This window comes from Streptomyces sp. AK02-01A (assembly GCF_033795305.1).
Lineage (GTDB): Bacteria > Actinomycetota > Actinomycetes > Streptomycetales > Streptomycetaceae > Streptomyces.
Genome location: NZ_JARBAE010000003.1, coordinates 47,457 through 65,237 on the forward strand (window position 1 = coordinate 47,457; position 17,781 = coordinate 65,237).

The 17,781-nt window shown below is 70.0% G+C and carries 19 protein-coding genes; 13 read left to right on the forward strand and 6 right to left on the reverse strand.

Annotated elements, in window-relative coordinates:
- Window positions 1-73: 73 nt before the first annotated feature.
- The 7 genes from PV679_RS05070 to PV679_RS05100 all read left to right on the forward strand — a co-directional run bounded on the left by PV679_RS05070 (window position 74) and on the right by PV679_RS05100 (window position 8,578).
- Entirely contained in the window at window positions 74-1,621 is a 1,548-nt protein-coding gene (locus PV679_RS05070) for a sugar ABC transporter ATP-binding protein (protein ID WP_319678799.1), read from the forward strand.
- Window positions 1,618-2,667, forward strand: a complete 1,050-nt coding sequence (locus PV679_RS05075; RefSeq protein ID WP_319678800.1) for an ABC transporter permease — start codon at window positions 1,618-1,620, stop codon at window positions 2,665-2,667. The genes PV679_RS05070 and PV679_RS05075 overlap by 4 nt, the downstream gene beginning before the upstream one ends.
- Window positions 2,651-3,733: an ABC transporter permease gene (locus tag PV679_RS05080; protein WP_319678801.1), complete on the forward strand. Its 1,083-nt coding sequence runs from the start codon at window positions 2,651-2,653 to the stop codon at window positions 3,731-3,733. The genes PV679_RS05075 and PV679_RS05080 overlap by 17 nt, the downstream gene beginning before the upstream one ends.
- A 26-nt stretch (window positions 3,734-3,759) precedes the next feature.
- Complete coding sequence (gene rhaS, locus PV679_RS05085; protein ID WP_319678802.1) at window positions 3,760-4,845, forward strand: rhamnose ABC transporter substrate-binding protein; 1,086 nt, start codon at window positions 3,760-3,762, stop codon at window positions 4,843-4,845.
- A 49-nt stretch (window positions 4,846-4,894) separates the two neighbouring features.
- Entirely contained in the window at window positions 4,895-6,319 is a 1,425-nt protein-coding gene (locus PV679_RS05090) for an L-fucose/L-arabinose isomerase family protein (protein WP_319678803.1), read from the forward strand.
- Window positions 6,319-7,344: a LacI family DNA-binding transcriptional regulator gene (locus tag PV679_RS05095; RefSeq protein WP_319678804.1), complete on the forward strand. Its 1,026-nt coding sequence runs from the start codon at window positions 6,319-6,321 to the stop codon at window positions 7,342-7,344. The genes PV679_RS05090 and PV679_RS05095 overlap by 1 nt, the downstream gene beginning before the upstream one ends.
- A 160-nt stretch (window positions 7,345-7,504) precedes the next feature.
- Entirely contained in the window at window positions 7,505-8,578 is a 1,074-nt protein-coding gene (locus tag PV679_RS05100) for a glycoside hydrolase family 19 protein (protein WP_319678805.1), read from the forward strand.
- A 30-nt stretch (window positions 8,579-8,608) separates the two neighbouring features.
- On the opposite strand, the gene PV679_RS05105 is transcribed toward PV679_RS05100, so the two are convergent.
- The 3 genes from PV679_RS05105 to PV679_RS05115 form a co-directional block, all read right to left on the reverse strand.
- Complete coding sequence (locus tag PV679_RS05105) at window positions 8,609-9,637, reverse strand: YihY/virulence factor BrkB family protein (RefSeq protein WP_319678806.1); 1,029 nt, start codon at window positions 9,635-9,637, stop codon at window positions 8,609-8,611.
- Between the two features lie 186 nt (window positions 9,638-9,823).
- Window positions 9,824-10,006 (reverse strand): hypothetical protein, encoded by a 183-nt coding sequence (locus tag PV679_RS05110; protein WP_319678807.1) that lies wholly within the window; start codon window positions 10,004-10,006, stop codon window positions 9,824-9,826.
- Between the two features lie 20 nt (window positions 10,007-10,026).
- Entirely contained in the window at window positions 10,027-10,533 is a 507-nt protein-coding gene (locus PV679_RS05115) for an Asp23/Gls24 family envelope stress response protein (RefSeq protein WP_319678808.1), read from the reverse strand.
- 247 nt (window positions 10,534-10,780) lie between these two features.
- Between PV679_RS05115 and PV679_RS05120 the strand changes: the two genes are divergently transcribed.
- The 5 genes from PV679_RS05120 (at window position 10,781) to PV679_RS05140 (ending at window position 14,153) form a co-directional block, all read left to right on the forward strand.
- On the forward strand, window positions 10,781-11,410 hold the full coding sequence (locus PV679_RS05120; protein WP_319678809.1) for an RNA polymerase sigma factor: 630 nt from the start codon (window positions 10,781-10,783) through the stop codon (window positions 11,408-11,410).
- Window positions 11,401-12,126, forward strand: coding sequence for a hypothetical protein (locus tag PV679_RS05125; protein WP_319678810.1), 726 nt, complete (start codon window positions 11,401-11,403; stop codon window positions 12,124-12,126). The genes PV679_RS05120 and PV679_RS05125 overlap by 10 nt, the downstream gene beginning before the upstream one ends.
- On the forward strand, window positions 12,123-12,491 hold the full coding sequence (locus PV679_RS05130) for an Asp23/Gls24 family envelope stress response protein (RefSeq protein WP_319678811.1): 369 nt from the start codon (window positions 12,123-12,125) through the stop codon (window positions 12,489-12,491). Before PV679_RS05125 ends, PV679_RS05130 begins: the two co-directional genes overlap by 4 nt.
- Before the next feature lie 206 nt (window positions 12,492-12,697).
- The gene (locus PV679_RS05135; protein WP_319678812.1) at window positions 12,698-13,273 is read left to right on the forward strand and encodes a tyrosinase family oxidase copper chaperone; all 576 of its coding nucleotides are present in this window, start codon (window positions 12,698-12,700) and stop codon (window positions 13,271-13,273) included.
- 19 nt (window positions 13,274-13,292) lie between these two features.
- Window positions 13,293-14,153, forward strand: coding sequence for a tyrosinase family protein (locus PV679_RS05140; protein ID WP_319679014.1), 861 nt, complete (start codon window positions 13,293-13,295; stop codon window positions 14,151-14,153).
- Window positions 14,154-14,318: 165 nt separating this feature from the next.
- Here the strand turns inward: PV679_RS05140 and PV679_RS05145 are convergent, their stop codons facing one another.
- Window positions 14,319-14,609 (reverse strand): chaplin, encoded by a 291-nt coding sequence (locus tag PV679_RS05145; RefSeq protein ID WP_319678813.1) that lies wholly within the window; start codon window positions 14,607-14,609, stop codon window positions 14,319-14,321.
- Between the two features lie 138 nt (window positions 14,610-14,747).
- The gene (locus PV679_RS05150) at window positions 14,748-15,212 is read right to left on the reverse strand and encodes a DUF2000 domain-containing protein (RefSeq protein ID WP_319678814.1); all 465 of its coding nucleotides are present in this window, start codon (window positions 15,210-15,212) and stop codon (window positions 14,748-14,750) included.
- A gap of 94 nt (window positions 15,213-15,306) precedes the next feature.
- Here PV679_RS05150 and PV679_RS05155 point away from each other — a divergent pair, with 94 nt between their 5' ends.
- The gene (locus PV679_RS05155; protein WP_319678815.1) at window positions 15,307-15,813 is read left to right on the forward strand and encodes an Lrp/AsnC family transcriptional regulator; all 507 of its coding nucleotides are present in this window, start codon (window positions 15,307-15,309) and stop codon (window positions 15,811-15,813) included.
- Here PV679_RS05155 and PV679_RS05160 read toward each other — a convergent pair.
- Window positions 15,810-17,597 carry an ABC transporter ATP-binding protein gene (locus tag PV679_RS05160; RefSeq protein ID WP_319678816.1) on the reverse strand — a complete coding sequence of 596 codons (1,788 nt, stop codon included), beginning with the start codon at window positions 17,595-17,597 and terminating at the stop codon, window positions 15,810-15,812. The genes PV679_RS05155 and PV679_RS05160 overlap by 4 nt on opposite strands.
- Window positions 17,598-17,781 lie beyond the last annotated feature (184 nt).

A 17,781-nucleotide genomic window follows, 5' to 3' on the forward strand; every position in this document is an offset into this window, starting at 1 on the left:
AGCTTCCGAGCAACCTCATTGAAACCTTTCACGGCGGACGGCGACACGAGCCTTCCGTCGCCGAGGAGCCCTCATGAACCAGCCCGCCACGGGCCCCGCCGCCCCGGCCGCCAGGGGCCCAGCCCCGGTCCTGGCCCTGAAGGACGTGAGCAAGTCCTTCGGCGCCGTCCGGGCCTTGCGGGACGTCACCCTGCGTCTGTTCCCCGGTGAGGCGCACGCCCTCGCGGGAGAGAACGGCGCGGGCAAGTCCACGCTGATCAAGACGCTCGCCGGAGTGCACCGGCCGGACGCGGGCGAGGTGCTGCTCGACGGCGAGCCGGTCGTCTTCCACGGCCCGGCCGGCGCACGCGACGCCGGTATCGCCGTCATCTACCAGGAGCCGACGCTCTTCCCCGATCTGTCCATCGCCGAGAACATCTTCATGGGACGTCAGCCACGGCGGAGTCTGGGCCGTATCGACCACCGGGCCGTACGCGAGTCCACCGCCGCGCTCATGAAACGGCTCGGCGTGGCGCTCGACCCTCGCCGGCCGGCCCGCGGACTCTCCATCGCCGACCAGCAGATCGTCGAGATCGCCAAGGCGCTCTCCTTCGACGCCCGCGTGCTCATCATGGACGAGCCGACCGCGGCCCTGACGGGCAGTGAGACCGCCCGGCTGTTCTCCGTCGTACGGACCCTGCTGGCCGAAGGCGTCGCCGTCCTGTTCATCTCCCACCGGCTGGAGGAGATCTTCGAACTCTGTCTGCGGGTCACCGTCCTGCGCGACGGCCGGCTCATCTCCTCGCGGCCGCTGGCCGGTCTCACCGAGGACGATCTGGTCCGCGGGATGGTCGGCCGCGATCTCGGCGAGCTGTATCCCAAACAGAACGCGGCCGTGGGCGAGACGGCCCTGTCGGTACGCAGGCTGACCAGGGAGGGCGTGTTCCGGGACGTTTCGTTCGACGTACGGCGAGGCGAGATCGTCGCCCTCGCCGGGCTCGTCGGCGCGGGACGCAGCGAGGTGGCACAGGCCCTCTTCGGTGTCGACCGGGCCGACGCCGGTGAGGTCGAGGTCAACGGCCGTGCACTGCGCGCCGGTTCACCGACGGCCGCCATGGACGCCGGACTCGCGCTCGTCCCCGAGGACCGCCGGCGGCGCGGACTGGTCATGGAGATGTCCGTCGAGCGGAACATCGCGCTCACCGGCCTCGGCCGGCTCGGCAGAGGAGGCATGGTGCGCCGGGCCCTGGAGAGCGGCCTGGCCGCGGACTGGGCCGTACGCCTCCAGCTCAAGTACAACCGTCTCGCCGATCCCGTCGAGGTGCTGTCCGGCGGCAATCAGCAGAAGGTCGTCCTCGCCAAGTGGCTGGCCACCGAACCGTCCGTGCTCATCGTCGACGAGCCCACCCGTGGCATCGACGTCGGCACCAAGGCCGAGGTGCACCGTCTGCTGTCCTCCCTCGCCGCCGAGGGCCTCGCCGTCCTCATGATCTCCTCCGACCTTCCCGAGGTCCTGGGCATGGCCGACCGGGTACTCGTCATGCGCGAGGGCCGGCTCACCGCCGAGATTCCCCGCGCCGAGGCCACCGAGGAAACGGTGATGGCCGCCGCGACCGGACGCGTCGAAAGGCCGGCCGCATGACCACGCTGCTGGACGAGCCCACCACGACGACGAAGGACGACGGCTCGGCCCGGTCGCTCGTCGACACCGTGTTCCGGGCCCGCGAGATCAGCATCGGCGGAGCGCTGGCGCTGCTCATCCTCGGCACCTGGATCTCCAACCCGCGCTTCCTCGACGACCAGGGCGTCAAGGACCTTCTGCTCAACGCCTCCATCCTGGTGCTGCTGGCCGTCGGTCAGTCCGTGGTCGTCGTCACCCGCAATATCGATCTCTCGGTCGGCTCGGTCGTCGGCCTTTCCGCCTTCGCCTGCGGAAAGTTCGTCGCCGGGACCGACCACGGCGTACTCACGGTCATGCTGCTGGGCATCGCGCTCGGTGTGGCCTGCGGGCTGGTGAGCGGCGCCCTTGTCAGCTTCGGCGGAGTCCCGGCGCTCGTGGTCACCCTCGGCATGCTCTACATCATCCAGGGACTCGACTACTGGTGGGCGCAGGGCGACCAGATCGGCGCCGCCGACGTGCCCGATCCGATTCTCGACCTGGGCAGCGGAAGCGTCCTCGGCGTTCCTTTTCTGCCGCTCATCGCCGTGGGTCTGCTCGCCGTTACCGCGTACTTCCTGCGCGGCTACCGCTCGGGACGCGAGCTGTACGCGATCGGCTCCAACCCGGAGGCGGCCCGGCTCGCGGGCGTGCCGATCCGCCGCAGAATCCTCGGCGCGTACGCCTTCTCCGGCGCCGTGGCCGGTTTCGCGGGCGCCCTCTGGCTCGCCCGCTTCGGCACCGTCGTCGCGGACAACGCCCACGGCTGGGAACTCACCGTCGTCAGCGCCGTGGTCGTCGGCGGTGTCGCCATCACGGGCGGCACCGGCACGGTGTGGGGCGCGGCGCTCGGCGCGCTGCTGCTCACCACCATCGGCAGCGCGCTGGTCGTCCTGAAGGTCGATGCCTTCTGGCAGGGAGCCATCACCGGCGCGCTGCTTCTCGCGGCCATCAGCGCCGACCGGATCGTCACCCTGCGGATGACAGCCGCACTGAGGAAGAGGAGCGTCCGGCATGGCGACGGCGCCTGACACACGGACCGCGCCGCGGCCTCCCGCGCGGAGCGGCGGGCCGTCCCGGACCGGCGCGTTCGCCAGGACCGCGGCTCTGCGCTGGGACACCGCGGTCGGTGCGCTGCTGGTGGCGGTCTTTGTCGCCGGCCTGGGCACCACCGACGGCTTCGGGTCCGGCGAGAACCTCGCCTTCGCGTTCAACGACATCGCCGAAGTCGCGCTCATCGCCCTGCCCATGACCCTGCTGGTGGTGGCCGGTCAGGTCGATCTGTCCGTCGCCTCCATGCTGGGCCTGGGCAGCGCCCTGACCGGCGCGCTGTGGAACGCCGGCTGGGCCTTCGAACTGATCGTGCCCGTGGTGCTGCTGGTGGGCGTCGCCGGCGGTCTGCTCAACGGCTGGCTGGTCACCCGCGTCGGCCTGCCCTCGCTCGCCGTCACCATCGGCACCCTCGCCCTCTACCGGGGTCTCGCCTCGGTCGCGCTCGGCAGCGACGCCGTCACCGACTTCCCGGCGGCATACGCCGACTGGGCCGTCGACACCACCACGGTCCCGGGCACCTTCATCACCTACCCGGTCGCGCTGTTCGCCGTACTGGCCGTGGCCACCGGTGTGCTGCTGCACTCCACCGTCTTCGGCCGGTCGTTGTACGCCATCGGCGCGCAGGAGGAGGCCGCCCACTTCGCCGGGATCAGGGTCAAGCGCTTCAAGCTGATCCTCTTCGTGGTCACCGGACTGGTCTCCGCGTTCGCCGGCATCGTCTTCACCCTCCGGTACGGCAGCGCGCGCGCCGACAACGGTCTCGGATTCGAAATGCTTGTCATCGCCTCCGTACTGCTCGGCGGCGTCGACTTCGACGGCGGCAAGGGCACGCTCTTCGGCGCGGTCGCCGGTGTCCTGCTCATCGGGGTCCTCAAGAACCTGCTCACGCTGAACGACGTGCCGAACGAGGTCCAGGTCATCGTCACCGGCCTGCTGCTCGTCGCCTCCGTCCTGACCCCGCGGATCGTCACGACCGTGGCCGGACGCAGGCATCGACGCGCGGCCGGCGCCACCTCGCGTCCCGAATCACCCGAGCACCGCTGAGACTCCCGAAAGGTCCACGCCCCGCCATGATGATCCGTACCGCCGCCCGGCGCCGCGCGGCAGCCACCGCCGCCACCGTCTGCGCACTCGCCGTCGCACTCACCGCCTGCTCCGGCACCACCAAGGACAGCGCGAAGAAGGACACCTCGAAGGGAGGAGCGGCCGCCAAGGCGGATCCGTCCGCGCCGCTGAAGAAGGACCTCAAACTCGCTTTCCTGCCCAAGCAGATCAACAACCCGTACGAGAAGATCGTCGACGAGGCCGGCATCGCGGCGGCCAGGGAATACGGCGGCACGGGCAAGGAGGTCGGCCCCTCCGACGCCAGCGCCTCCTCGCAGGTCTCGTACATCAACACCCTCATCCAGCAGCGCCAGGACGCCATCCTGATCGCGGCCAACGATCCCAACGCGGTGTGCGGCCCGCTCAAGCAGGCCATGAAGAAGGACATCAAGGTCGTCGCGTACGACTCCGACACCGCCAAGGACTGCCGTCAGCTCTTCATCAACCAGGCCAGCTCCGAGGAGATCGGCCGCAGCCTCGTCCAGCATCTCGGCGCGCAGATCGGCTATCAGGGCAAGATCGCCATTCTCTCGGCCACGCAGAACGCGACGAACCAGAACACCTGGATCGAGTTCATGAAGGACGAGCTGAAGCAGCCCAAGTACAAGAACATGCGGCTTGTGAAGGTCGCGTACGGCGACGACGCCGACCAGAAGTCCTTCCAGCAGACCCAGGGCCTGCTCCAGGCGTATCCCGACCTGAAGGGCATCATCTCGCCCACCACCGTCGGTATCGCGGCGGCCGCCCGCTACCTCAGCGACTCCTCGTACAAGGGCAAGATCGTCCTCAACGGTCTCGGCACTCCGAACCAGATGCGCGAGTACGTCAAGGACGGCACCGTCGAACAGTTCTCCCTGTGGAACCCGGAGGAACTCGGCTACCTGGGCTCGTACGCGGCCGCCGCCCTGGCCTCCGGCCAGATCACCGGCGCGCAGGGCGAGAAGTTCAAGGCGGGCAAGCTCGGCGAGTACACCGTCGGCAAGGACGGCGAGGTCATCCTCGGCGAGCCGACCGTCTTCGACAAGGACAACATCGACAAGTTCGACTTCTGAGCGTGCCACTCCGGTCCTCCCGGGCCGCCCAGCGACTGATGGAGCCGCCATGACCGCCCGTACCCCCGCCGTCGCCCGCAGGCCCAGGATCGGGCTGGTGGCCGGCGGACTGGGCGCCTACTGGCCGCAGTTCCCCGAGCTGCTTCCACAGCTCCGGAGGTCGGCGGCGCGGGTCACCGAACGGATGAGGGAGTTCGACGCCGAGGTCGTCGACGCCGGTTTCATCTCCGACGCCCAGGAGGGCGCGGCGGCGGCCGAGAAGCTCCGCGCCGCCGGCTGCGATCTGATCGTCGGCTTCCTCACGACCTATATGACGGCCACCATGCTCGTCCCTGTCGCCCGGCGCGGCGACGCGCCCGTGCTGCTGATCAACCTCCAGCCCACGCCGTCGATGGATCACGCGTCCTTCGACACCGGACAGTGGCTGGCGTACTGCGGCGCCTGTCCGCTGCCGGAGATGGCCAACGCCTTCGAACGCGTCGGTGTGCCGTTCCGCTCCGTCTCCGGGCATCTGGAGGACGACCGCGCCTGGGAGCGCATCGGCCGCTGGATCCGCGCCGCCGGGGTCCGCGCGGTGCTGCGGAGTGGACGGCACGGCCTGATGGGACACCTCTATCCCGGGATGTACGACGTCTCCACGGATCTCACCATGGTGCCCGGCAACCTCGGCGGCCATGTGGAGATCGTCGAATTCGACGATCTGCGGGTGCGGGTGGAGCGGGTCGGGGAGAGCGAACTGCGCGCGAAACTCGACGAGACCCGTGAGGTGTTCGAGCTCGCCGACTCCGTGGTGGAGGACGACCTCCAGTGGGCCGCGCGGGTCGCGGCCGGGCTCGACCGGCTCGTCGCCGACTTCGACCTCGATTCGCTCGCGTACTACCACCGAGGACTGGACGCCGAGATCCATGAACGGCTCGGCGCGGGCATGATCCTGGGCTCCTCGCTGCTCACCGCCCGCGGTGTCCCGGCCTGCGGTGAGTACGAGCTCCGCACCTCACTGGCCATGCTGATCACCGACCGGCTCGGCGCCGGCGGCTCCTTCACCGAGTTCCAGGCGCTGGACTTCACGGCCGGTGTCGTCGAGATGGGCCATGACGGCCCCGGTCATCCGGCCATCAGCGAAGGCAAGCCGCTGCTGCGCGGACTCGGCGTCTACCACGGTAAACGCGGCTGGGGTGTCTCGGTCGAGTTCGACGTACGGCACGGGCCCGTCACTCTGGTCGGACTCGGCCAGAGCCGCGACGGCCGGTACCGTCTGGTCGCCGCGGAGGGCCAAGTCGTGGCGGGTCCTCTGCTGAAGATCGGCAACACCACCTCCCGCGTCGACTTCGGCCACGACCCAGGAGAGTGGACCGACGCGTGGAGCGCGAGCGGCGTCGGCCATCACTGGGTGCTCGCCACCGGCGCGCTCATGCCGGAGCTGCGAGCCGTGGCCGGACTGACCGGTCTGGAGCTCGTGGAAGTCTCCGTCTGATGCGTCGTCCGGTGGGGATCAAGGATGTGGCCGGCGCGGCCGGTGTCTCGGTGGGCACCGTCTCGAATGTGATCAACCGCCCCGAGTCCGTCACGGAGGAGACCCGCCGGCGCGTCCTGTCCGCCATCGAACGGCTCGGCTATGTGCGCAGCGAGTCCGCGCGCCAGTTGCGCGCGGGCCGCAGCCGCATTCTGGCCATGCTCGTCCTCGACATGGCCAACCCCTTCTTCGTGGACGTCGCCTCCGGCGCGGAGCGCTCGGCGCGCGCGGCCGGGCTCGGCGTGATGCTCTGCAACAGCGCGGAGAGCCCGGCGGAGGAGGCCGCCTATCTGACGATGTTCTCCGAGCAGCAGGTACGCGGCGTGCTTGTCACCCCGGCCGACATGAGCGGCCGCAATCTTGACGCCTTCCGGCGCCACGGCATCCCGTTCGTCTTCGTCGACCGCGTGGTGCCCAGCGCACACGGCTGCTCGGTCTCCGTCGACGATGTGGCCGGCGGCGCCCTGGCCGTACGCCATCTTCTGGGACACGGCTGCCGCGACATCGCGTATGTCAGCGGCCCGATGTATCTGGCGCAGTGCCAGGACCGGCGTGCGGGCGCGCTTCTCGCTCTTACGGAGGCGGGCCTGCCGCCGGGCGCGCTGCGCCATGTCGAGGCCGCGCGCCTCGATGTCGCCGCGGGCCGGGACGCCGGGGCGCGGCTGCTCGGCATGGCGTCCCGGCCCGACGCGGTGTTCTGCGCCAACGACCTGCTCGCGCTCGGTGTGTTGCAGGCGCTCTTCCACGCGGGTGTACGCGTGCCCGAGGAGGTCGCGCTCGTCGGTTACGACGACATCGGATTCGCCTCCGCCGCCGCGGTACCGCTGACATCGGTGCGCCGGCCCGCCTTCCAGCTCGGCGGCGCCGCGGCCGAGCTGCTCATCGAGGAGACCGGAGACGCCGGCGCCGGACACGAACACCGGCGGATCGTGCTCCAGCCCGAGCTGGTGGTACGGGCCTCCACGCTCCGCCGTCCGCGTCTCTGACGGCTCCGGGGCACCGGTGGCCGGTATCGCGCTGTAGCGTCCGGCACCCAACTCCGTGCTTTGGTCTAGACCTTGACACGTGAACGGGATTCCGGTTTGGTTCCCTCACCCCCCATGTCGGCCATCGGCTTCCCGTTGGCCGCGCGAAGGAGTGAGTCGTTTGAGACAGCGTGTCCTGGCACTGCTCACGGCGATGGTTTCGGCCCTCGCCCTGGCGATTTTCCTGCCGGCCTCTTCCGCCTCCGCCGCGACCTGCGCCCCGGGCTGGAGCGCGTCCGCCGTCTACACCGGCGGCAACACGGCCTCGTACAACGGTCACAACTGGTCGGCCAAGTGGTGGACCCAGGGAGAGACCCCCGGCACCACCGATGTCTGGGCCGACCAGGGAGGCTGCGACGGCACCAGCCCCGGCGGCGGCTCCGGCGGAAGCTGTGACTATCCGGCCTGGGCCGCGGGCCGGTCGTATGTCACCGGCGACATCGTCAAGTACACCGACGGCAGGCTCTACCGGGCCGAACACGACAATCCCGGCTACGACCCGGTCGTGAGCACCTGGTACTGGGAGCCGTACACCTGCACCGGGACGCCGCCCACCGACCCGCCGCCGTCGCAGGGCGGCTTCGTGGTCAGCGAGAGCCAGTTCAACCAGATGTTCCCGGGCCGGAACTCCTTCTACTCCTACGGCGGACTGACCGCCGCGCTGAGCGCCTATCCGGGCTTCGCGAACACCGGCAGCGACACGGTCAAGCGCCAGGAGGCCGCCGCCTTCCTGGCCAATGTCAGCCATGAGACCGGCGGACTGGTCCATATCGTCGAGCAGAACACCGCCAACTACCCGCACTACTGCGACGCGACGCAGTCCTACGGCTGTCCCGCCGGCCAGGCCGCGTACTACGGCCGCGGGCCCATCCAGCTCAGTTGGAACTTCAACTACAAGGCGGCGGGCGACGCCCTCGGCATCGACCTGCTGCGCAATCCCAACCTCGTGCAGAACGACTCGGCCGTGGCCTGGAAGACGGCCCTCTGGTACTGGAACACCCAGAGCGGTCCCGGCACCATGACTCCGCACAACGCGATGGTCAACGGCCGCGGCTTCGGCGAGACCATCCGCAGCATCAACGGCAGCATCGAGTGCAACGGCGGCAACCCCGGACAGGTACAGAGCCGGATCAACAGCTATCAGAGCTTCACCCAGATCCTCGGGACCACCCCAGGCTCCAATCTGAGCTGCTGATACACCTCGCCGGACCGGCCCGTATCCGATTCAGCCGGACCGATGGCCGACGGCGGCCGGCCGCGAATCCGTGGCCGGCCGCCCCGCCGCCGGCAGCGACGGCGACACGGACACCTGGTCACCGCTTCTGTCCGTGTCACCCCGGGAGAGTTCCGCGTTGAAATGGGCACCGGCCAGCAGCGAGAGATTGGTGACCCAGAGCCAGACGAGGAACACGATGGCGCCGGCGAGTGAGCCGTAGAGCCGGTTGTAGGTGCCCGCGTGCGCCGTGTAGACCGTGAATCCGGCGGACGTCAGCAGCCAGAGAGCGACCGCGAGCATCCCACCGGGCAGGGCGCGGCGCAGCCGGCGCGTGCCGGGCGGACCGGTACGGAACACGATCAGCACCAGGACCGCGGCGAGTGCCAGCAGAAGCGGCCACTTCAGCGCGTTCCACACCAGACTCACCGCGCTGTCCATGCCCAGCATCCGGCCCAGCGCGCCCGCCGCCTCGCCGGTCAGCACCAGCGTGAAGGCGCTGGTGACCAGCAGCGCGAGCAGGGCGCAGGCGGTGACCGCGATACGCGGCGCCGTACGCCACGGCGGCCGGTGGTCGACGACACCGTGCATGGTGTGCAGGGCCCGGCGGAACACTCCGAGATAGCTGGAGGCCGACCACAGCGCGCCGACCGTGCCGAGCGACGCCAGCAGCCAGGCCGCGGACCGCTGTTCCGCCATCTCCCGCAGAGCGCCGTGGACCAGTGGCCGGGACTGCGCCGGTACGAGCGCCGTGATCTGGTCGGCCAGCTTTCCGCTGGCGTCCGGCCCGGCGAGCCCGATGGAACAGACGGTGACAAGCAGCGCCGGGAAGATCGCCAGAACGGCGTAGTAGGTGAGCGCGGCGGCCCGGTCCGTGGCGTCGTCGCGCCATACCGCGACCGGTGTACGGCGCAACGCGCCGGTGAGCCGGCCCCGGCGCGTCACGCCCGCCTCGCTCCGCGCCTCCGGTTCCGTACCACCGCGTGGGTCCGCACCAGCGCGCTGCGACCGGTCCGAGCGTCCTGGTTCCTCGGCGGACACGCTGCCTCCTGCTTTTCACCTGTGCGGTCGGTGGCCTGCCGGCCTCGGCATACCCTGCCCTATCACGCCGGCCGGACACGACCTCACACCGCCGCGACGGAGTGGACGGCCGGCAACGCCGGCCCGCACCGGCCGTCTACCCCGTCCTGAGAGGAGAAGGCCGGTCGTGGCGACGCGGATCACCGGTCACCGGCGCCTCCGTTCGCTCCGCTCGAAGAAATCGCGCGGACGGCCGTTCTCGGCGAACCAGCCCACCGCCCAGCCGACGGCGCCGAGCACCGCCACCAGCACGAAGGCTCCGAAGCCGCCGAACCATCCTGCGAAGGCCAGTGCCATACCGGCCACCAGGCCCACCACGGCTGCGTTCATCACTCACCTCGTCGTATCGGCTATTCGACGCGCGCCTCTCCGCCGCTCGGCTCCTCGTCGTCCTCGGGCAGATGCACATCGTTGGTGCTGATGTTGACCTCGACGACCTCCAGCCCGGTGGTCCGCTCGACCGCGGAGATGACGTTCTCCCGTACCTCGCGGGCCATGTCGGTGATCGGCACGCCGTACTCCACCACCAGATCCAGATCGATGGCGGTCTGACGCTCGCCGACCTCGACCTTGACGCCACGTCCGGCATTGGGACGGCTGCCGGGGACACGGCCGCGTACGGCGCCCATGGTGCGGGACAGCCCGCCGCCCATGTCGTACACACCGGGTATCTCCCGCGCCGCCGTGCCGGCGATCTTCACGACCACCACATCCGCGACGGATGTCCTGCCGCGCGTCGCGGCCGGCTCACCGGCGCCGGCGGATCCGGCGCCGAGGGTGGTGGCATGCGCCGAGCCGTCGTTCCGCCGTGTCCCGGCCCGCCCGGCGGCGGGAGACACATCCTGGGTCGCTGTCATGGCAGAACCTCCTGACTCGTCCGGTCGCCCGGCTTTCGGGTGACTCTCACTTGCTTGGACCCGGTGAGCAGGCATTCGTCACGCAGGGTTCGTCATATTTTTTGAGTGCCCGATCCCTTGGAGCGCGCGCCGCAAACCGCCGGAGCGTGATTCGTACGTGACGATGGAACGTCCCGAGTTGTCCAATAAGTGACCGAGGGGCGGGCCGGCGGAGCCCGACAGCGAGCGTCGAGAGGAGTCGGTGAGAGTGCGCGGCGACGGGAACAAGCTGTCAGCACGCGCGCCTGACCGCGACCGCGGCCCGGAGCCGCGGCGGCATCACAGCCGGGACCTGGGATTTCCCGATGACGGCCTGCTGGCCGTGCGGGCCGGCGAAGGCGACGAGGAAGCGTTCGAGACGCTGGTGCGCCGGCACGGTCCTGCCATGCTCCGGCTGGCGACCCGGCTGCTCGGCAGCCGTACCGAGGCCGAGGACGCCGTGCAGGACGCCTTTGTGAACGCCTGGCGCAAACTGCCCGAGTTCCGCGGTGAATCCGCCTTCAGCACCTGGATGTACCGCATCGTCACCAACCGCTGCCTCAACCAGCTACGAGCCCGCCATCTGGCCACCGACCTGGACTCCGTCCCGGAACCGGCCACGCCCGATCCCCAGTCCTCACCCGCGCGCGTGGCCGAGTCGCATGCCGCCACCCACGCACTGGCGGGCGCGATGGCGGGACTCTCGCCCGAACAGCGCGCCTGCTGGGTACTGCGGGAGCTGTACGGACTGCCGTACGAGAACATCGCGGAGGTGGTCGGAATCAGCCTTCAGGCGGTCCGCGGCCGGGTGTTCCGAGCACGCCGTTCTCTGACGGAGGCGATGAGCGCATGGCGCTGAACTCATATCCCGGCCGCTCCGGCGAGACACCCGGAGGCGAAACGAGGACCGGCGGTGAACCGCTGCCCTGTGGCCGCGAGCCGAGCACCGTCCGGGAAGCGTGGGAAGCGGGACGGACCGCCGGGGATCCGCATCTGTCCGAGTGCCCGCACTGCGCGGCCGCGCTGGCGGGCCTCGCCGCGCTGGAGGACGCCGTACGCCACGCGCGCGACGCCGCCGACCCTGACCCGGCCGTCCTGACCGCTCTGACCGCCCGCATCATGGACGTCGTCCGGCTGGAGCTGCGTCCCGGCCGGACGCTGCCGCTCGGCGCGGCCGACGAGGACACCTGGATCGTGGAGGCCGCCGCGGCCCGCACCTTCCGCGCCGCCGCCGAGTCCCTTCCCGGTGTACGGGCGGGAAGCTGCCGGATCGGTGCGCCGGATCCGGCAGGCCGGAGCGACCCGTCCACGGCCCCGGTCGGACCGGCGGTCCGTGGCCCGGTCCGGGTCCGGCTGGAAGTGGTGGCCGGACTCCACTGGCGGCTGCCGGAACTCGCCGAAGCGGTCCGCGCACGCGTGGCCGAGGCGGCCCGGGACGCCCTCGGCATCGAGGTGAGCGGCATCGATGTGACCGTCGTCGATCTCCTCGACGAGGGCGAGGACGAGGTGGCGGTCGAGGACGAGGCAGGACACGGGCACGGAGGCGGCGCGTACGTGAACGGGAGCGACCGGTGACAGCGCACGAGATTCAGGAAGAGCTCGCCCTGGCCGCCGCCGACGCCGCGCGCCGGACCCCTGGCGTGGCGTTCCTGCGGCCGGGACTCGTCGATCTGCTCCGGGCCTCCGCGGCCTCGCGCACCGGGCGCCCGCGTATCCGGCCCGCCGGCCGGACCGGCCGGACCCCGGGCGTACATGTCCGGCCGACCGCCGGCCCGGCCTGGCACATCGACGTCCAACTGGTCGCGAGGGCCGCCTACCGCACCGTCGATGTCACCCGCGTCATACGCGAGGCGGTCGAAGCCGCGGCCGCCGGTGTCCTGTCGGGTTCGGACCACCAGGCGCGGACCACGGTGACCGTCACCGTCACCGGAATCATCTGAATCGCCTTATTGGCGGCGGCAGTCGGCCCAACGGCAGACAACCGTTCGGCCGGCGTCTCGTTGTCCCGACCGGGGCAGCGGACGGTCTTCCGCGTCCTCACCCGAGCACCGGAGCTGCCCCGCCCAGCACAACGCCCGCACCCTGCCCCGGGTCCGCCAGGTCCCGTACGCACGGCGTGGGCTTCACCGACGAGCGGAGGTCTTTCATGCCAGACAGGAACCAGGCGGCGCCGGACTCCTCAGAGGTACGGCGTCCGGAGCCGGCCGCGGCGGCCGCGGACGCGGACCGTGCCGGAGCCGCGCCGACGCCCCGCAGCGAGCGCTCCAGGCGACGTCTTCTGCGAACCGTCTTCACGCTCGGCGTGGTCGCGGGCACCACGGGAGCGCTGACGCCCGTCCTCAGGGCGGGCAGTGGGAAGACCGGAGGAGTGGACGGCAAATCGGGCGCGGAAGCCGGCAGCGAGGCGGCCGGTGGAGGCGGCGCCGGCGTGGAGGCGGCCATCGACGAGATGTACCGCGGGCGGCACATCCAGTACCGCCGCGGCGGACTCCTCGGAAACCCCGCGCGCGCCTCCTCGTCCGCCTCGTCCTCTTCCGGGTCGGCCCTCGACATCCTGATCGACGGCCGTCCGCTGCATGTGATGCGCCGTGCGGACGGCAGCTATCTCAGTGTGGTCAACCACTACGAGTCGTTCCCCACGCTGCTCGAAGCGGCCCGCGCGGCAGTCGACGACCTGGGCGGAGCCCGGCTGTCGCTCCTCGGACCGATCCACCACATCTGACGGCGGGAAGGCCCTCATGGTGCACACCAGAAAGAACCAGCGGAATCTCACCAGTGCCGAGAAGAGGAGGTTCGTCAGCGCTGTCCTGGAGCTGAAACGCCGCGGTGAGTACGAGGACTTCGTCGGTCTGCACACCCAGTACTACGTCGCCGACGGGGAGGGCGGCCGGCGCGCCGGGCACATGGCTCCGTCGTTCCTGCCCTGGCACCGGCGATTCCTGCTGGACTTCGAGCGCGCGCTCCAGCGCGTCGACCCGGCGGTGACCGTTCCTTACTGGGACTGGACGACGGACAACTCGCCCGCCTCGTCGATGTGGGCCGAGGACTTCCTCGGCGGCAACGGCCGGTCGTCCGACCAGCAGGTCATGACCGGGCCGTTCGCCTATCAGACGGGAAACTGGACCATCGAGAGCGGTGTGACGGAGGACTCCTACCTCACACGCAACTTCGGCCGTCCGTCCTCGCCGGTCAGGCTTCCCAGCAAGGCCGAACTGGCGGCGGCGCTGCGGGAGAAGGTGTATGACGCGGCTCCTTGGGACTCGACCGTCACCGTCGGTTTCCGCAACCGGATCGAAGGCTGGACGACCGGCCGCGGCGAGGGCTGGCGCAATCACAACAGGGTGCACCGCTGGGTCGGCGGGCACATGCTGGGCGCCGCTTCTCCGAACGATCCGGTCTTCTGGCTCCATCACGCCTTCATCGACCTGATCTGGGACCGCTGGCAGCGCAAGCACCCGAAGGCGGGCTATGTGCCGCGGAACAAGCTGCGCGCCGGTGATCCGCAGCGCGGCCGGGCGATCAGCCTGCGGGAACCCATGCCGCCGTGGAACGTCCAGCCGTCCCAGGTCCTGGACCACCGGAAGCTGTACCGCTACGCCTGAGCCGCCGCTCACCGGCGACCTCGGCGTCCGCCCGGTACGGGCGCGGCGGTGAGCAGGGGTCGGGCCCGGACACGCGTGACGGCCTCCCGCGCGGACGCGGGAGGCCGTCACTCAGCGGATCAGCGGAAACGCGCGGCCCGGGGACCGCGCACCTCAGCTCCTCCGTCAGCGGCCGTAGCCGCTGTGCACCGGCTGCACCGGCCTCTGGACCTGCGTCGAGATATTGGCGCACCTGTTTCCGAACGCCGGGTTGAGCAGACCGGTCGCATTGGTCGTGTTGCCACACACATTGAGCGGAAGGTGCAGCGGCGCCTGGAGCACATTGCCGGACAGAACACCGGGCGAACCGATGGCGGCGGCCCCGGCTCCGGCGTCGGCGGCAGCCATACCGGCGCCAGCGGCCAGCACGGCACCCGTGCCGACGAGAACAGCGGCTGCCTTTGCGATACGCGACATCAAGTTTCTCCTTGAACGTTTTGAGCACAGCCGCACGATGTGCGGCCTTCATCCCTTTCAACGCCGCGACTCACGCTCGGTAACGGAGATTGCGGCAACCGATGCCCGATCGCCTCGATCTCGCCGGATCTCGCCCGATCAGCGGAGCAGACCCAGCCTGCCGACCAGCCGGTCGATCCGGTTCCGCGGACCGACCAGACTGACGGCGCGATAGTCCAGCTCATCGTGGGCGGTGCCGGCGAGCTCGCCGAGGTACTCGTCGTACACCCGGGATGTCTGGGCCGCTTCGGGCATATCCACGATCAGTACATCGTCCTTCGTGGTGGCCTTTACTCTGATTTCACGCAGAGTAGTCGCATCGGCGGCCAGGACGGAGCAGCCGGCCCAGGGCAGTCCCGGGTGCGCCACGCCGGAGGCGTCCTTGCCGTCGGGACCGAGCAGATCGGGCAGGGCCTTGCCGACGGCGGCGGCCATACAGGCCGCGGCGTTCGTCGCCTGTCCGGCCGGGAGGTTCTCGTCGACGACGATCACCCATTTCAGCCGGGCCCGGCGGGTCGGCTGATGAGTGGTGACGTCCGCTTCGGTCAACTGGGGGAGGGACATGGTGCTCCTTCGTGTACGGATATCCCGATACGCTAGGCAGACGTCCCGGAACTGTCGCTGGCTGCCGTACATCGTGCGGCATTAGAGGTGTCTCATGAAATTTGATGCGGTCGATCAAGCTCTGCTGCGAGAACTGCAGAACGACGCACGGCAGACCAACCGCGAACTCGCGGCCAAGACCGGCGTCTCGCCGTCCACCTCGCTGGAGCGCGTCAGGCTGCTGCGCGAGCACGGCGTCATCACCGGCTACCACGCGGCCGTCGATCTCGACGCGGTGGGACGGCCCGTGCAGGCGCTGATCTCGGTCCGTATCCGGCCGCCGGCCCGCCCGGTCATCGAGGGATTCCGGGAGTGGGCGGCGCGGCTGCCGGAGGTGATCGGTCTGTTCGTCACCTCCGGCACCCATGACTTCCTGCTGCACATCGCCGTGCCGGACGTCAACGGCGTCTACGCCTTCGTCATCGACCGTCTCACCGAGCGGCGTGAAGTCGCCGACGTACAGACGACGATGGCGTACGAGCACGTCCGCCCCCGCCGTATCGACCCGGCGGGCGAGGCGCGGCCGGCCTCGCCGCGCACATCTCGCCAGGACAGCCCTTAGCCCAGCCGCCGGGGCTGCAGCGTCGTGGCGTACGTCCCGCCCCGCGCCAGCAGCTCATGATGGCTGCCCGCCTCGACCACTTGGCCGTGTTCCATCACGATGATGCGGTCCGCGTTCTGGATGGTGGACAGCCGGTGCGCGACGACGAACACCGTCCGGCCCTGGACAAGACGGGACAGCGCGTCCTGGATCAGCCCCTCCGAGGTGTTGTCGAGCGCGGAGGTCGCCTCGTCGAGCACCAGGATCCGTGGGTCCCTGATCAGCGCCCGGGCGATCGCGAGCCGCTGTTTCTGACCGCCCGACAGCCGCGCGCCGCGCTGTCCCACCACCGTGTCGAGACCGTCGGGCAGCCGCTCGACGAACTCCATGGCGTTGGCGGCGTGCAGAGCCCGCCGCAGAGCGGCCTCATCGGCGCCGCCGTCCAGACCGTACGTCACATTCTCCCGGATGGTCCCTTCGAAGAGGATCGACTCCTGCGGTACGACCGACAGGAAACGCCGATAGGTGCGCAGGTCCAGCGACGCCATGTCCGTACCGTCGAGGAGAATGCGGCCCTCGGTGGGCCGGATGAAGCCGATCAGCAGATTCAGGATCGTGGACTTGCCCGCGCCCGAGGCCCCGACCAGAGCGACGGTCTCGCCGGGCCGCACCGACAGATCGAAGCCCCGCACCGAGGGCTCGGTCGCCTCCGGGTAGCTGAAGCCCGTCCGCTCGAAGTCGATGCGACCCTCGACACGGTCGACGGACGTCTTGCCCTCGTTGCTCTCCAGGTCGGGAGCCTGGAGCACCTCACCGATCGAACGTACGGACTCCAGGCCCTTGGAGATGATGGGCGTCAGATTCATCAGCGTCGTCAGCGAGGCGGTCAGCGCGGTGAAGAAGGTGCTGATCATGACGACGTCGCCCGCCGAGATGCCCATCCAGCCGTAGTACGCGACGACCGCCGAGCCCGACAGACAGCCGACCGCCATGGTGTTGAGCAGGATCCAGGAGAGCGAACCGAAGCGGCCGTTGAGCACGTCGAGCCGGAATCCGGCCGTGAGCACACGCTCCAGCGTGCCGTCGACGCGATGCAGCGCGGTCCGTTCCAGACCGTGGGCGCGGGTGATCGGGATGAGCGTGGTCATCTCGCCGACCCGGGTCGACAGCCGTTCGACCTCCAGCCGGAACTGCTCGTTGTTGGTACGGATACGGGAGCGCAGCCGGCGTACCAGCAGCGCGGCCAGCGGGACGACGACCAGGAACACCGGCAGCACCACAGGCGTACGGAACCCGATCACCACCAGTCCGCCGAGCAGCGTCATGATGGCGCCGAGACCCATGTCGGCACTCTGCTGGGTCATCTGCTCCACCGCCTCGACGTCCCGTACGACCTTGGTCTGCAGGACACCGGCGCTGACCCGGGCGTGATAGCCGATGGAGAGATGCTGCATCCGGCGGCACAGCGAGGACCGCAGTTCCCGGCCCATCCGGCGGATGCTCGAACTCATCAGGCGCGCGTACAGGAGCGCCAACGGGAAATTGAGAACAAGGACGAAGACAACGGCCCCGGTGTTGTACCAGAGTTCGGCGACGGGCTTGTGGTCCACCACCACATCGATGATGTTGGCCGTGATCAGCGGGAGCAGCCAGACCGGGATGTGTTTGACGGCGAACACCGCGACAGAGAGCACCAGCCTGCGGCGGTCGGGGCGGAAGAGATAGGCGAGGGTGCGGAGCGGATGCTCCCCGGAGTAGTGGTGGTCCAGCGGACTGGGACGTGGGGCGGATTCGGGTTTCTGCATGGAGAGCGAAGTCCTCTTTCTGCGGTGTGACACGCGCTCGACGTGCAGACACGCAGTCTCCTCCGACCTGGCCGCCACCGGAAGCGCTTCCCGTAGCGCGAGACGGTGACTCCGCTCGGGAGCTCCCGGCCGTGGTCCTCCGGCCCGGGTCCGGCGGCGCGCTTCACCGCGTGTTCTCCCCGTC

What these genes read in the sequence shown, in the direction of transcription:
- PV679_RS05070 (WP_319678799.1), top strand. Translation starts at nt 74, where the DNA reads ATGAACCAGCCCGCCACGGGCCCCGCCGCCCCGGCCGCCAGGGGCCCA.
- PV679_RS05075 (WP_319678800.1), top strand. Translation starts at nt 1,618, where the DNA reads ATGACCACGCTGCTGGACGAGCCCACCACGACGACGAAGGACGACGGC.
- PV679_RS05080 (WP_319678801.1), top strand. Translation starts at nt 2,651, where the DNA reads ATGGCGACGGCGCCTGACACACGGACCGCGCCGCGGCCTCCCGCGCGG.
- rhaS (WP_319678802.1), top strand. Translation starts at nt 3,760, where the DNA reads ATGATGATCCGTACCGCCGCCCGGCGCCGCGCGGCAGCCACCGCCGCC.
- PV679_RS05090 (WP_319678803.1), top strand. Translation starts at nt 4,895, where the DNA reads ATGACCGCCCGTACCCCCGCCGTCGCCCGCAGGCCCAGGATCGGGCTG.
- PV679_RS05095 (WP_319678804.1), top strand. Translation starts at nt 6,319, where the DNA reads ATGCGTCGTCCGGTGGGGATCAAGGATGTGGCCGGCGCGGCCGGTGTC.
- PV679_RS05110 (WP_319678807.1), bottom strand. Translation starts at nt 10,006, where the DNA reads ATGAACGCAGCCGTGGTGGGCCTGGTGGCCGGTATGGCACTGGCCTTC.
- PV679_RS05115 (WP_319678808.1), bottom strand. Translation starts at nt 10,533, where the DNA reads ATGACAGCGACCCAGGATGTGTCTCCCGCCGCCGGGCGGGCCGGGACA.
- PV679_RS05125 (WP_319678810.1), top strand. Translation starts at nt 11,401, where the DNA reads ATGGCGCTGAACTCATATCCCGGCCGCTCCGGCGAGACACCCGGAGGC.
- PV679_RS05135 (WP_319678812.1), top strand. Translation starts at nt 12,698, where the DNA reads ATGCCAGACAGGAACCAGGCGGCGCCGGACTCCTCAGAGGTACGGCGT.
- PV679_RS05145 (WP_319678813.1), bottom strand. Translation starts at nt 14,609, where the DNA reads ATGTCGCGTATCGCAAAGGCAGCCGCTGTTCTCGTCGGCACGGGTGCC.
- PV679_RS05150 (WP_319678814.1), bottom strand. Translation starts at nt 15,212, where the DNA reads ATGTCCCTCCCCCAGTTGACCGAAGCGGACGTCACCACTCATCAGCCG.
- PV679_RS05155 (WP_319678815.1), top strand. Translation starts at nt 15,307, where the DNA reads ATGAAATTTGATGCGGTCGATCAAGCTCTGCTGCGAGAACTGCAGAAC.
- PV679_RS05160 (WP_319678816.1), bottom strand. Translation starts at nt 17,597, where the DNA reads ATGCAGAAACCCGAATCCGCCCCACGTCCCAGTCCGCTGGACCACCAC.